Here is a 13,332-nt window from a genome sequence, read left to right on the forward strand (position 1 = left end):
TTTGTGCGCCCTATGGGCATTTACGCCACCCCGAGTCGACCCAAGCGGACCCCAAGCCGACCTCGAACCGAACCGACTTGAACCGACTCGAACCGACTCGAACCGACCGAACCGACCCGAGCCGACCCCGAGCCGAGCCAATCCGAACCGACGATGCGTGGCACGAGGCAAGGCTGGACTGCAAGGCTGGACTGTACTCCGAACGCGATACATCGCGATAGGGCTACCGGGAAATCGGGAAATCACGTCCCGTTACGCGATCACGTAATACCCCGCCGCCCGCAGGGCCGCGCTGACCTCGGCGCAGTGTTCGGGGCCCTTGGCCTCCACCTGGATCTCGACCTCGACCTCGGTCAGGCCGAGGCGCGGGTCGAGCCGTACGTGGCCCACGTCAAGGACGTTGGCGTCGGCCTCCGAGAGCACGCCCAGGAGGGTCGCCAGTGCGCCGGGGCGGTCCGTCAGGCGGAGCCGGAGCGAGAGGTAGCGACCGGCGGCGGCCATGCCGTGGCGCAGGACGCGCTGCATCAGCAGCGGGTCGACGTTGCCGCCGGAGAGCACCGCGACGACCGGCCCCTCGAACGTCTCCGGGTGCGACAGCAGCGCCGCCACCGGGCTCGCACCGGCCGGTTCCACGACCTGCTTCGCCCGTTCCAGGCACAGCAGCAGCGCACTGGAGAGTTCGTCCTCGGTGACCGTACGGACCTCGTCCACCAGCTCGTGGACGATCCGGAACGGCACATCGCCGGGCCGTCCGACCTTGATCCCGTCGGCCATCGTGGTGAGGCTCTCGATGGCCACCGGGTGCCCGGCCTCCAGCGACGGCGGGTAGCAGGCCGCGCCCGCCGCCTGCACCCCGATCACCTTCACGTCCGGCCGCAGCGTCTTGACCGCCAGCGCGACCCCGGCGGCCAGCCCGCCGCCGCCGATGCCCAGGACGATGGAGCGCACCTCCGGGCACTGTTCGAGGATCTCCAGGCCGAGGGTGCCCTGGCCGGCGATGATGTCCGGGTGGTCGAAGGGGTGGATGAACACCGCCCCGGTCTCGCGTGCGTACTCCTGGGCGGCGGCCAGCGTCTCGTCCACCACCTGGCCGTGCAGCCGCACCTCGGCGCCGTACTCGCGGGTCGCGGCGACCTTCGGCAGCGGCGCGCCCACCGGCATGTAGACGGTCGAACGCACCCCCAGCAGGGACGCCGCCAGCGCCACGCCCTGCGCGTGGTTGCCCGCGCTGGCCGCCACCACGCCGGCCTCGCGTTCCTGCGGGGAGAGGCCGGAGATGCGTACGTAGGCGCCGCGGATCTTGAAGGAGCCGGTGCGCTGGAGGTTTTCGCACTTGAGGTGGACGGGGGAGCCGACCAGGCCGGAGAGGTAGCGGCTGCCTTCCAGGGGGGTGGCGCGGGAGACGCCGGAGAGCAGCTTGTGCGCCGCGCGTACGTCATCGACCGTAATCGCGGCAATCGGGTCCTCGGCGTCCGGTCCGCCGGTGGCCGCGGCGTCGGCGGGGGCTTCGGCGGCGGGGGCGTCCTGCGGCGTACGTCGCGCACGAGGCGTACGAGTCGTACGAGGCTCACGAGGCGGGTGATCGGCCATGTCGTCAGTCTTGCAGTTCGGCCTGCTCCGGGCCTTTTCGACCGGATGGCGAGACCGCCGTTGGGGCGCTGCGCCGGTGAGGTGCGGGTGAGGTGCGGGTGAGGTGCGGGTGAGGTGCAGGGTGCAGCCCGGGTGATGCTTCGCCAGGGCGCCGTACCTCGCCCCGTACGGCGCGGAACGGTCTCGGCCGTCTCACGGCCTGCTATCGGTACGGCAGGGCCGGTACCGTCCCGGCCGGGTCCGCGTACGCTGTCCTCCCATCCGTACGCACCTCCATGAAGCGAGCTCCCGGCCATGCCCACCCCTCCGGACATGACGACCCACCCCGACACCGCTCTCCTGGACGCGCTCCAGCACCAAGTGGCCGTCTTCGCCCGCCGCGCCGAGCAGAGCCGGCTGGGTGGCGTCGGGCAGGCGCGCAACTCCATGGACCGCGCCGCCTATCTGCTGCTCAACCGTCTCGACCAGGAGGGCCCGATGGGGGTCAAGGCCCTGGCCGCCGGGATGGGCATCGACTCCTCGACGGTCACCCGGCAGGTGGCGCCCCTGGTGGACTCCGGGCTGGTCAGCCGGGCGACGCACCCCGAGGACGGGCGGGCCGTGGTGCTCGAACTGTCCGAGCGCGGCCACACCCGCCTGGAGGAGGTACGGGCCTCGCGCCGCGCGCTGATGGCCCTGGTGACGGAGGACTGGTCCGAGGGCGACCGCGATGCCTTCTGCGCGCTCCTGACCCGCTTCAACGCCTCCCTCGCCACGCTCACCTCGTCCCTCACACCGGCGGGTCCGACTTCCTGACGCGCGTGCGGGCCTGCGTCGGGCGCCGAAGGCCGGCGCGGCGGGGCCGCTGCTGCGTGCCGCCGTCCTGCTGACCGGCGAGCCCGACGGCCAACCGGCCCCGGCCGCCGGGGAGTTGCTCCGCCGGGCAGTTGCTCATCGGCGCGCTGCCGCGGACGTACGCGGCCTGGAACCGGTCGCGCGGCGGGGACCCGTACGAGCGGGCCGGCCGAGGAGCTCACCGCCCTCCCCCTCCCCCGAGCTCTTGAGGAGCAGGGCGGCAGGGGCGGGGTGAGCACGGCCCCGAGCCGTACCCTCCCCGCCCCGAGAGGGCGGTACCCGAGGGCCCTACCCGAGCGCCTCCGTAAGGTCCGCCAGCAGGTCCTCGACCGACTCGATGCCGACCGACAGACGCACCAGGTCGCCCGGGACCTCCAGGGCGGACCCGGCCGTGGAGGCGTGGGTCATCCGGCCCGGGTGCTCGATCAGGGATTCCACGCCGCCCAGGGACTCGCCCAGGGTGAACAGCTTGGCCCGGTTGCAGACCTCGACGGCCGCCTGCTCACCGCCGGCCACCTGGAAGGACACCATGCCGCCGAAGGACCGCATCTGCTTGGCGGCGACCTCGTGGCCGGCGTGCTCGGACAGGCCCGGGTAGTAGACGCGCGTGACCTTCTTGTGGGAGGTCAGCAGTTCCGCGATGCGCGCCGCGTTGGCGCTGTGCCGGTCCATCCGTACGGCGAGGGTCTTGATGCCGCGCATCACCAGCCAAGCGTCGAAGGGGCCGGCGACGGCGCCCATGGCGTTCTGGTGGTAGGCGAGTTCCTCGCCGAGGGTGTCGTCGTTGACGACCAGGGCGCCGCCGACGACGTCCGAGTGTCCGCCCATGTACTTGGTCGTGGAGTAGACGACCACGTCGGCGCCGAGGGCGAGCGGCTGCTGGAGGTAGGGGCTGGCGAAGGTGTTGTCGACGACGAGCCGGACGCCGGCGTCGTGGGCGACGCCGGCCAGGGCCGCGATGTCGCTGATGCCGAGCAGCGGGTTGCTGGGCGTCTCCACCCAGATCAGCTTCGTACGGGGCCGCAGCGCCGCGCGGACGGCCTGCGGGTCGGAGGTGTCGGCCACCGACCACTCGACGCCCCACCGCTCGACGACCTTGGCGAAGAGGCGGAACGTTCCGCCGTAGGCGTCATTGGGGATGACGACGTGGTCGCCGGGGGACAGCAGGGTGCGCAGCAGGCAGTCCTCGGCGGCCAGGCCGGAGGCGAAGGCGAGGCCGCGGCGGCCGCCGTCGAGGGCGGCGAGGTTCTCCTCCAGGGCGGTACGGGTGGGGTTCGCGCTGCGGCTGTACTCGTAGCCGCCGCGGAGCCCGCCTACGCCGTCCTGCTTGTAAGTGGACACCTGGTAGATGGGCGGTACCACCGCGCCGGTCGCCTGGTCGGGCTCCTGACCTGCGTGGATGGCAAGGGTTTCGAAATGTTGGGGGCGCTGGTCGCGCAGATCGCTCATGTCTGCCGAGGGTAGTCGGCTCCACGGTCCGTGTTTCCGGAACTTTCTGGTTGGCTGGAGAGTGATACATACGACCGTCTGCCTCCGATCCCCCCGATCCCTCCGATCCCTCCGATCCCCTCGATCCCCACTTCCCCCTCCCTCCTCCCTCCCCCCTCCTCCCTCCTCCCTCCGACCAGGACACCCCACATGGACGCTCTGCTCGTGCTCCTCGCCGCGATCACGCTCGGCGGTTTCGTCTTTCTGCCCTGGATGCGACGTCGGCGGTCCGTGGCACAGTCCCGGCAGGGGCTGGTAGTGGCCACCGACCCCATGGCCGGCTACGGCTTCGTGCCGCTGGACGAGCTCGACGTACGCCTGCCGGGCCCCGACCAGGAGCTGGACGAGGCGCTGGCCGAGGTACGGCGTACCCGCGACTGGCGGCCGGCGGCCGAGCTGCTGAAGGCCACCGGCGACAACTGGGAGCTGCGCTGGCAGCGGGTGCAGACGCTGGCGGGGTCGGCGGCGTTCGAGCTGGCGCATGAGGGCGTACGGGAGGGGGCGCCGGACGCCTCGCCCGGCGCGGGGCCGCGGACCGGCGGCATCTGGCTGCGTACGTGGCGGCTGGAGTCCCCCAAGGATCCCGGTGGTGCCCAGACGCACGCCCAGTTCCTCGTCCTCCAGGCGCTGCGCGATCCCGGCTCGCAGGACTTCCGCATGATCCTGGAGGAGGCCCGTACGGTCTGCCGGGAGGCGGCGCTGCTGGCGCCCGGCAGCCCGATTCCGTACCTCACCGAGCTGGCGGTCGCGCGTGGCCTGGGCGAGCGCCGTGCCGACTACGAGGAGCTGTGGTCCGAGGTCGTCCAGCGCGCGCCGCACCACATGGGGGCGCATCTGGCGGCGCTGCCGTACTGGTCGGAGAAGTGGCACGGGTCCCGCAAGGAGGCGGAGGCGTTCGCGGAGCGGGCGGCGGCGGGTGCGCCGGCCGGGAGTCTGCTGCCCGCGCTGCCGCTGTTCGCGGTGTACGAGCATCTTCCCGAGGCGAATCTGGTCCGTGGCCTGTATCAGAGCGCGGTGATCGAGCGGGCCGTCGAGGGCGCCCACTACGCGCTGCGGGAGGCTCCCGCCGACCACCCGATGGCCCCGCATGTCCGCCATCTCCTGGTCTGGTTCCTGGTCCGCGCGGAACGCTACGCGGAGGCCATGGAGCAGCTGCGCCTGGTCGACGGCCATGTGGGCGCCGTCCCGTGGTCCTACGGGCGCAGCCCCGCCGCCGAGTACGCGGCCTATCGGGCGCTGGCCATCGCGGGCTGGGAACAGATGGGCGGCACGCCGGCGGACCTCCCGCCGGAGGGGCACTGAGTGGCCCGTGTGCGGGGCGCTACGGGGCCCCGCACGGACAGACCCGCACGGACGGACCACGCACGGACGGAATGCGCATGGACGGAATGCGCCCCGGCGCCGGGGCGTTGCCCCGATAGCCACGCCCTCACTGCCCTTCCACCTCCCCACTCCCGTCCACGTCCCCAGCACCCAGCACCCAAGGTCCCCTCCCTCCCCGGTCCACATCCCCGCCCCTGGAGCCTGATCCCGATGCTGTTCTCCCGCTTCAAGACCCACCTCCCCACCCCCGAGGAAGCGCTGAAGGGCCGCCCCGAGCGGGACTTCACCGTCCCCGACCGGCACACGGTCCTGGGCAACCCGCTGCTCGGCCCGTACCCCGAGGGCCTGGAGACCGCCGACTTCGGCCTGGGCTGCTTCTGGGGCGCCGAGCGCAAGTTCTGGCAGACCGACGGCGTGTGGACCACCCTCGTCGGCTACCAGGGCGGCCATACCCCCCACCCCACCTACGAAGAGGTCTGCACCGGCCACACCGGCCACACCGAGGCCGTCCGCGTCGTCTACGACCCCGCGATCGTCCCGTACACGTCCCTGCTGAAGCTGTTCTGGGAATCCCACGACCCCACCCAGGGCTTCCGCCAGGGCAACGACGTGGGCACCCAGTACCGCTCCGCCATCTACACCCACTCCCCCGCCCAACAACAGACCGCCGAGACCTCCCGCGACGCCTACCGCACCATCCTCCAGAAGTCCGGCTACGGCGACATCACCACCGAAATCCTTCCCGCGGAGGGGCGGCCGTTCTATCCGGCGGAGGGGTACCACCAGCAGTACTTGGACAAGAACCCGGCTGGTTACTGCGGGATCGGGGGGACGGGGGTCTCTTGCCCGATCGGCGTGGCCAAGACTGACGACTGACATCACCCGTGGGCTTCAGGACTTACGCGCGCAGGGTGCGCAACGAGCAGTTGCCACTCGCCCGACGACACACTGCGCTGAGGTGTGCCGTCGGGCACTACTGCCCGCTCGGCTTCAACGCGACCTGGGCCTACCTGGCTGCGACGGCACGCCCCTCCCCCGATCTCCGCAGGGACCCTGCGGCTCTGCTGCGCGCACTGGAGACGTTGGAGGAGAGCCGAGCAGTCCAGCTCAATGACGTGGCGAACTTCGCTGCTCGCCGTCATACGGAGAAGTCGGCCGGCCGACGAACTCCGCGAGCCTCCGGCACAGCCAACCTGCGTGGACCTCGCTGGCCGAGTGAAACGGCACCTTCCAGACTGGGGCTGATCGCCGCCGTCGCAGACCGTCACTCGGCGTTCCAACGCTTCCCGTACCCCGACGAGTCACTCTCCTCTGACGCCCAGGCGCGAGCGCTCGCCGACCTGCATGCCCGGCTCGACGCCTGCGCCTCTTCGTACCTCAGAGCCCTCGGCCGCCTCGACGTCCCGGCAAAAGAGGAACTGGTCGACACCATCCACGGCATCCGCGGCCTTACTCGTCCGGGCTACGCGCCTCTGAACATGCACGTGCTCCCATGGCTGCGCTTCGCGGACCTCGTCGCGTACGCCGCAGCGGCCCCTCTTGACGATTGAGCAAGGGCACCGGCAGTACCTTTCGGGCGCCGAAAACCCGAACGGGTACTGCGGGCTGAGCGGGACGGGGGTCAAGTTCGGTGACCCGTCGGGTGACGTTCCCACCCCTCGACATCGCCCCCGCTGGAACCTGAATCGCTTGGTCCTCACACGTTCGGGCGATGTGGTCGGACCCGCACTCGATACGCTGCTCCCAGGGATCAGAATCTCGCCCATGGGAGCAGCAATGACCACCTCCGCCGCCGGGCAGCCACTCATCCCTCAGCCGCCTGCCACCGTCACGGCCCTCCGCCAGGCCGTCGTGCAGATCGCACCCGCCGCCCTGCCTGCCTTCACCCAAGAACTGGACCAGGCCGCCGATCACTCCCGCCAGGCTTCCGACCTGGCCCCGCTCCAGCGGTTCATCGCCCAGTGGGCCGTATACGTGCACATTCAGCGGCAGCCGAACCTCGCGAAAGAACTCCGTCACTGGGAGGACACCGCCGAGACAGGTGACGCGACGCAGGCTCGGCACGCCGCGTCCGCGATCGGCAAGATCCTTGACGACGCACACGCCGCGCTCGCCCTCCCGCCGCGGTGAGCACCGACTGGCGCTGGGAGTACGACCCGGATCATGCTCATGTGGCAGGCGGCATCCCCGCTCACGTGGTGACCGAAGTGGAGCGTCTGGCAGGGCAGCTGATCGAGCTGGCCGGGATGGGGGTCGACGTCAGCGACTTCGGCAACGGCCCCCGACCGGGCGGCCTGCGTCGCATGGACGCGGCAGACGGCTGGTTCTCCTTCTTGGTGGCGCCAAGAGACAGCCTGATCGTGATCGTCCGCATTGTGCCGCCGTTCCAGGACTTGTAGGCGGACCCGTCCACCGCCCAAGCGGCCCCATCCACCGCCCACTACGAGGACGGTCACCTGCCGGCGCGCCCTCGTAGGGAGGGGTGTGAGTTGCCCGGTGGGCGTGGCTCCGGCCGAAGGCGACTGGCGTTCCACGAAGCGGCGGCCCGAAAAGAAATTGAACGAGACGTCTCGTCTCGTTTAGTGTGAGGGCATGACGACCCACAAGCACGGCAAGCGCGCCCATATCGCCATGTTCTCCATCGCCGCCTACGGGCATGTGAACCCGAGCCTCGAAGTGATCCGGGAGCTCGTCGCCCGAGGGCACCGCGTCACCTACGCAATTCCTCCCCGCTTAGAGGAGGAGGTCACCGAGACCGGTGCCGAGCCGGTCCTGTACGGCACGACACTGCCGTCGCCCGACAGCGACCCGTCGGCATGGGGGACCACGCTCCTCGACAACGTCGAGCCGTTCCTGGACGACGCGATCCAGGCGCTGCCGCAACTCATCGAGGCGTATCAAGGGGACGAGCCGGACCTCGTGCTGCATGACATCACCTCGTATCCGGCGCGCGTCCTCGCTCACCGCTGGGGCGTGCCCGCGATCTCCCTCTCGCCGAACCTCGTCGCATGGGAGGGGTACGAGGAGGAGGTCGCCGAGCCGATGTGGGCGGAGGCCAGGGCGACCGAGCGCGGCAGGGCGTACTACGAGAAGTTCGCCAACTGGCTTGCGGAGAACGGGATCACGCAGCACCCCGACCCGTTCGTCGGCCGCCCCGGCCGGTCGGTCGTGCTCATCCCCAAGGCGCTGCAACCGCACGCCGACCGGGTCGACGAGAACGTCCACTCCTTCGTCGGCGCCTGCCAGGGCGACCGCACGGCGCAGGGCGGCTGGGAGCGGCCCGCGGACGCCGAGCGCGTGCTACTCGTCTCGCTCGGCTCGTCCTTCACCAAGCAGCCCGGTTTCTACCGCGAGTGCATCAAGGCGTTCGGCGGCCTGCCGGACTGGCACGTCGTGCTCCAGGTAGGTAAGCACGTCACCACCGAAGACCTCGGGGAGATCCCCGGGAACGTCGAAGTACACCACTGGGTACCGCAGTTGGCGATCCTGAAGAAGGCCGACGCCTTCATCACGCACGCCGGCGCAGGAGGCAGCCAGGAGGGCCTGGCCACCGCCACACCCATGGTGGCCGTCCCGCAGGCCGTCGACCAGTTCGGCAACGCGGACATGCTCCAGGCACTCGGCGTGGCCCGCCACCTCCCGATGGACCAGGCGGACGCCGCCACCCTCCGTGCGGCGGTGCTCGCGCTCGTCACCGACCCGGAAGTGGGACGCCGCCTCACAGCCATCCAGCGGGAGATGGCCACCGAGGGCGGCACCCGGCAAGCGGCTGACCTCATCGAGGCCGAATTGCCCGCCGAGTAAGGGCACCAGCAGTACCTTTCGGACACCAAAAACTCGAACGGGTACTGCGGCATCGCCGGGACGGGGGGCAAGCTATGTGACCCCTTCGAAACGAACCGGGCGTCTCCTGTCCGACGGGCATCACCCCTGCCCCGAGCGAAGATTAGGCGGCTGGGGCGAACAGAGCGAGCGGCTGATCTCGCTTCGACTGCGGCGTGTGTCCGCAGACAGATACGCGGGTACAAGCAGGTCCGACCGGTAAGAAGCTCCTGCCCTCGACCGTCACCAACTCTGTGACCAGCGAAGGGCATGTGACGTGAGCGATGCCTTACGGCACATCGCCGACGCCGTGACGGATGTGACAGAAGACGAGTTGGGTGACGTGCTGAAGGCGTTCGGCGTCGTCGTCTCGGAGCGTCGGCGATCCGTCGCGGCAGAGGCACCCCGGACGCTTCCGCCGGCACAGGGCGGCCTCTCGGACGTCCAGCCCGAGGCGCGAAGTGGGTCTGAGGCCGTCGGGGCTTCTCGTCAGCCAGCACCGCCGGTACCTTCCCCGACGCCGTTGCCAGGCCCTGGAGGGCGCCTCGCAAATCGTATCCGAGGTGGGGTGGGTCTGAGCTCGCCGCTGCCTGAAGGCTCCTCGAACTCCCTGTTTCAGCCGAACGGAGTTGTCGGTATTCCGCTGCCCGTCGGGCCTGCGGCTGGGCCCGGTACGGCCTTGGGAGAAGTAGGCGCATTCGTATGGGCTGCCACCTCGGGTGAAGCGGGACCGTCATCCTGGTCAAAACTTACGCTGTGCAAGAGCTCCACGATGTCGGCACAGTAATCATCCCAGTGTTCTTCGCAAGGAGTTGAGAAATCAATCGACACAAGGCACTGTTCCTGAGTTTCTATACCCGGCGGCACGGGCATGAACGCCTGCATTTCTGCCATGGGAATCATCGCCTCCTCTCCGGAGGGAGATTCCTTGGCGGGAACGGCAACTTCTCGTGTCCCTGACACTACCGCGACGGGGCCACTGGACGTTTCGAGTACGGTGCCGGACCATGAATTTCCGCGTGCGGTAATGAGTGCGTGGACCATTCCCTTGGCTGCCACTTCAGCATCTCCGTACGAGAAGGGGTGAACCGTCACCAGCAGTGTCCCCAGGGACAGTTCTCCCTCATGTGCACGCATGCAGGTTCCGGCATAGAGAGCGCCAGTTCTTTCGAGGGCTTGTGATGCCTGATGGAGTTTTCCCACCATGTGCCGGAACATGGCAGGCTTCGATTTCAGAACCTCTACGGAGATACGTGAGGTGATGTCCCGTTCCGCTTCTTCTGGGGTGATCCCTATCGGGATGGCGGTGTAACCGGCGGGTACCGTAAATTCCATGGCTAGTGTCCCATCTGATCACGGTGCGGCCAGGCAGGCGGGGGCGTAGGCGGGGAAACAGGAAACCGTGCAGCCTGCTGGCGGCGAAACCGTTCCAGGAGCTCCAGGTTTCTTTGATGCCATTTCCTTGTGTAGCGGGGCCCCATGATGGCCGCCGTCATGCACAGAATGCCGCCGAGCCCCGCAGCCACAGCGGCTATCGCCGACCCGCGGGCCGCCCACGCCAGCGAAAAGAGTCCGGCGCTGACGACGCAGCACGGAATGACCAGTTGAGCCGGGTGCCATCGCTCGTACGTAACGATGTTCCTGCGTGCCTGCGCAGCACGCTCTGGATGGATCGCCGAAGGGTCATGCGGCGCTGAGGAACCAGGTTGCGCCATCGGCTTCCAGCTGCCGGTGGACTGCATGCGAGCCAGTGTTGCCGCTGCCCGGAGCCGGGCCGCCGGACTGTCGTCGCGGGTGAGGATCAACCGGTACTGACCACGCCCATAAGGTTCGGACGAGCTGAACTTGTAACCGAATTCAGCGCCGATCCAAATGGCGTAGTCGACTTGAGCTGAACCCCAACCGGTGAAGACCAGCTCGGCCGTGGGCCGCCCGTCGAAGTGAGCCACAATGGCCGCGTCACGCATGGTGTGCTGTCACCCTCCGTCGGTGGCGGCGCGGTCCTTGGCACTTCCCTTGTTCCACGCGTTTTCTATCGCAACCACCAAAGCACCGCCCCCGCCTGGTATGCCCCCCATCTCCATCATCTGGCGCCTGTCCTTCGGCTTGAAGTTCTCGAACACCGAAGAGTCCCCGAACAGGCTTGCCCAGGAGTCCACGAGGCCGAAGTTCGAGGCTCCTTCGGCCGCACGGCTCTTGAGCAAAGCCGTGCCGAGCTTGCCTCCGACACGCGTCGCTGCTCCAAAGGGAATCGTTCCCAGCACATCCTGTGCGAGCGTCCGGTTGGAGACGACATCTTCGCCTCCGGCCATCCGTGCGGTGCCGTGCAGGACAAGCGCACCGGCCGCGAATCCCGACGAGGCGATTTCCAAGACACCCGCGGTGGGCGCCAGTACCACTTCAGCCGGGGGGAAAGCCATGCCGATCGCGGCCAGTCCGACTCCTGCGGCGCCCACTACTGCGCTGACGGTTGACAGCACGTCGCCGACCGCTGCGATGGCGTTGGCGTGGTTCTTCACCCAGTCCCACATCTGGTGAGCAATGAGGGACTGTGCTTCCGCCAGTGACTTGATGGCATCGCCGAGCTTGTCGAGCAGTCCAGGCTCGTCCGGCGCTTCTTCCGAGGCACGGCGGATGGCCTCTGCCACTGTCTCTGCAGCCTCGTCGTGCTGATGCTTAAGGCGCTGGGCGTCTTCGATGAGAGTGTTGAGTGCGTTTCGGGCCGAGTCCAGTTCCGTGACCGCGTTGTTCAATCGCTGCTCGGCGTTGTGCAGTTCTTCGTCTGTCTCGAAGGTCTTGCCGGCCAGGCCAAGGTCCGGGTTCTCTTCGGCGTCACGCATTCGTGAACGTGCAGTGACCGCCCGGCCTTCCAGGTCCCGTGACCGAGACTTCATGGTGTCCAACTTCGCGGACCACTCGTTGAGCTGAAATCCACAGTCATAGAAGCTTTGTGTTGCAGCGTCAACAAGTTCAGGTAATTTCTTGACCCTCATGGAAAAGGCGTCAGCCGCTAAGCCGCGCCACTCTTTTCCGTGGCGCGTAATGGAATTCAGAGTCTCCCAGACGGACTCTAGATTTCTGTGTGCAGTAAATGTTTCATCTACCAGAGTGCGTACTGCCGCCAGATTCCCCGGTGTCGGATCAAATCCCAGACCGGGAAAACCTGCAGCCTCCGCGGGTATCTTTCCGCCGCTCACGAACATGCACCCCTAGCCGAAAACGGAAGCCTGTGAACTGGATGAAGAGACAGTTGAGGCATCTGAATGCTGCCCGCGTGCGAAGGCTTGCTGAATACCTGCCTCGCAAGTCCGATATGACTCGGCAGTTGCGTCGATTGAACCTCGGACTGCATTCGCAAGCTCGGAGACCTGACCGATACCGTACTTCCACTTGGACTGGAAGTCCGCGCAAGCAGAATCCAAGGATTCATGGCCGAGCTGACCAGCTGTTGCCTCATCCATTCTTCCTGTTACGGTGCGCATCCCGGAGACGCTTTCGTCAAGCTTCTGCGAAATTCCACTCAGCTCGTGCACGTCAACTTGAAATGTTCCCGGCATAGACACGAACTATCCCCTCCTGCCTCGGTGGCGAAATGAGACATAGGGGGGAGCCTAACAGTTGCCGGGCATGGAGGAGCGGAGACGCCTAACCCTGGCTCCGGCGGTGCACGGAACTGGAAACTCCCGTTCAGACCTTTTGGCGTCAGGTGGTAGGCCAAGTCGGTATTTGATGCCAGCATTGAGGCGTTAATGATGCGCTAATTTCAGCCGAGACACCGGGTGCGCATTCGTTCAGGAGTGGCTGCGGCCTCGCCGGGGCCGTGCTGTGGACCTGCCGGTGGTGATGAGCGACCACATCCCAGATCCACTGAGCCCCCTCGTTCCAAGCGGGCTTCCCTCGGTACGGTCGTGGTGGTGTCCGGCGCATGTGGGTCGATCGCCATGGCGTGCGCCGGTTGATCGCGCGCAACTAGGGCGCTGGTTCGGACATGGCGGGTGACGCTGCTCAGGGTTCGGAAGAGGGGTTCACGTCGGCGGGGACGGCACGGGTGATGGCTGCCGCGTCCAGGCTGCGGGGCTCGACGAAAGAGGGGCGGAGCTGATCCGCTTCGGGGAGAACGGCCTGTTTCGGCTGGCGCCTGTGATCGTGCGCGTGGCCCACGCCATCGGCTGTCCCACGAGCGGCTCGGACGAGGCCGAGGCAGACACACGGCCGGACCCGGCGCCGTCGACTCTCAGCCGCCCTGAGATCCATTTCGGTCAATGGACCGCCTCG

Annotated in this window: 12 protein-coding genes; 7 read left to right on the plus strand and 5 right to left on the minus strand. The window is 68.1% G+C overall.

Features of this window, described 5'->3' with window-relative positions; all coding sequences use genetic code 11:
* Positions 1-252: 252 nt before the first annotated feature.
* Entirely contained in the window at positions 253-1,590 is a 1,338-nt protein-coding gene (ilvA, locus tag SNA_RS34040; RefSeq protein ID WP_078970378.1) for a threonine ammonia-lyase, read from the minus strand.
* A gap of 294 nt (positions 1,591-1,884) precedes the next feature.
* Here ilvA and SNA_RS34045 point away from each other — a divergent pair, with 294 nt between their 5' ends.
* A complete protein-coding gene (locus SNA_RS34045; RefSeq protein WP_030073187.1) occupies positions 1,885-2,385 on the plus strand; it encodes a MarR family winged helix-turn-helix transcriptional regulator in 501 nt (166 codons plus the stop codon).
* Positions 2,386-2,712: 327 nt separating this feature from the next.
* Here SNA_RS34045 and SNA_RS34050 read toward each other — a convergent pair whose 3' ends face one another.
* Entirely contained in the window at positions 2,713-3,873 is a 1,161-nt protein-coding gene (locus SNA_RS34050; RefSeq protein WP_030073189.1) for a cystathionine gamma-synthase, read from the minus strand.
* 189 nt (positions 3,874-4,062) lie between these two features.
* Between SNA_RS34050 and SNA_RS34055 the strand changes: the two genes are divergently transcribed.
* The 6 genes from SNA_RS34055 (at position 4,063) to mgt (ending at position 9,039) form a co-directional block, all read left to right on the plus strand.
* Positions 4,063-5,214 carry a hypothetical protein gene (locus SNA_RS34055; RefSeq protein ID WP_044368154.1) on the plus strand — a complete coding sequence of 384 codons (1,152 nt, stop codon included), beginning with the start codon at positions 4,063-4,065 and terminating at the stop codon, positions 5,212-5,214.
* Between the two features lie 231 nt (positions 5,215-5,445).
* The gene (gene msrA / locus SNA_RS34060; RefSeq protein ID WP_030062777.1) at positions 5,446-6,111 is read left to right on the plus strand and encodes a peptide-methionine (S)-S-oxide reductase MsrA; all 666 of its coding nucleotides are present in this window, start codon (positions 5,446-5,448) and stop codon (positions 6,109-6,111) included.
* A gap of 35 nt (positions 6,112-6,146) precedes the next feature.
* Positions 6,147-6,785, plus strand: a complete 639-nt coding sequence (locus SNA_RS42930) for a hypothetical protein (RefSeq protein ID WP_157880165.1) — start codon at positions 6,147-6,149, stop codon at positions 6,783-6,785.
* Positions 6,786-7,011: 226 nt separating this feature from the next.
* Positions 7,012-7,365 (plus strand): DUF6247 family protein, encoded by a 354-nt coding sequence (locus SNA_RS34065; protein ID WP_030062778.1) that lies wholly within the window; start codon positions 7,012-7,014, stop codon positions 7,363-7,365.
* Entirely contained in the window at positions 7,362-7,634 is a 273-nt protein-coding gene (locus SNA_RS34070) for a hypothetical protein (RefSeq protein ID WP_030062779.1), read from the plus strand. The genes SNA_RS34065 and SNA_RS34070 overlap by 4 nt, the downstream gene beginning before the upstream one ends.
* 193 nt (positions 7,635-7,827) lie before the next feature.
* Positions 7,828-9,039 carry a macrolide-inactivating glycosyltransferase gene (mgt, locus tag SNA_RS34075; protein WP_044368156.1) on the plus strand — a complete coding sequence of 404 codons (1,212 nt, stop codon included), beginning with the start codon at positions 7,828-7,830 and terminating at the stop codon, positions 9,037-9,039.
* A gap of 633 nt (positions 9,040-9,672) precedes the next feature.
* On the opposite strand, the gene SNA_RS42935 is transcribed toward mgt, so the two are convergent.
* The 3 genes from SNA_RS42935 to SNA_RS34080 are packed head-to-tail and all read right to left on the minus strand — an operon-like array spanning position 9,673 to position 12,254.
* Entirely contained in the window at positions 9,673-10,392 is a 720-nt protein-coding gene (locus SNA_RS42935; protein WP_157880166.1) for a hypothetical protein, read from the minus strand.
* Between the two features lie 2 nt (positions 10,393-10,394).
* Positions 10,395-11,024: a hypothetical protein gene (locus SNA_RS42940; RefSeq protein WP_157880167.1), complete on the minus strand. Its 630-nt coding sequence runs from the start codon at positions 11,022-11,024 to the stop codon at positions 10,395-10,397.
* A 9-nt stretch (positions 11,025-11,033) separates the two neighbouring features.
* The gene (locus tag SNA_RS34080; protein ID WP_157880168.1) at positions 11,034-12,254 is read right to left on the minus strand and encodes a putative T7SS-secreted protein; all 1,221 of its coding nucleotides are present in this window, start codon (positions 12,252-12,254) and stop codon (positions 11,034-11,036) included.
* Positions 12,255-13,332 lie beyond the last annotated feature (1,078 nt).

It is taken from the genome of Streptomyces natalensis ATCC 27448 (assembly GCF_000935125.1).
GTDB classification, from domain to species: domain Bacteria; phylum Actinomycetota; class Actinomycetes; order Streptomycetales; family Streptomycetaceae; genus Streptomyces; species Streptomyces natalensis.

Excerpts from the sequence above, each read along its gene's own strand:
- SNA_RS34065 (WP_030062778.1), top strand. The coding sequence starts at position 7,012 with ATGACCACCTCCGCCGCCGGGCAGCCACTCATCCCTCAGCCGCCTGCC.
- SNA_RS34050 (WP_030073189.1), bottom strand. The coding sequence starts at position 3,873 with ATGAGCGATCTGCGCGACCAGCGCCCCCAACATTTCGAAACCCTTGCC.
- msrA (WP_030062777.1), top strand. The coding sequence starts at position 5,446 with ATGCTGTTCTCCCGCTTCAAGACCCACCTCCCCACCCCCGAGGAAGCG.
- SNA_RS34055 (WP_044368154.1), top strand. The coding sequence starts at position 4,063 with ATGGACGCTCTGCTCGTGCTCCTCGCCGCGATCACGCTCGGCGGTTTC.
- SNA_RS42940 (WP_157880167.1), bottom strand. The coding sequence starts at position 11,024 with ATGCGTGACGCGGCCATTGTGGCTCACTTCGACGGGCGGCCCACGGCC.
- ilvA (WP_078970378.1), bottom strand. The coding sequence starts at position 1,590 with ATGGCCGATCACCCGCCTCGTGAGCCTCGTACGACTCGTACGCCTCGT.
- mgt (WP_044368156.1), top strand. The coding sequence starts at position 7,828 with ATGACGACCCACAAGCACGGCAAGCGCGCCCATATCGCCATGTTCTCC.
- SNA_RS42935 (WP_157880166.1), bottom strand. The coding sequence starts at position 10,392 with ATGGAATTTACGGTACCCGCCGGTTACACCGCCATCCCGATAGGGATC.
- SNA_RS34045 (WP_030073187.1), top strand. The coding sequence starts at position 1,885 with ATGCCCACCCCTCCGGACATGACGACCCACCCCGACACCGCTCTCCTG.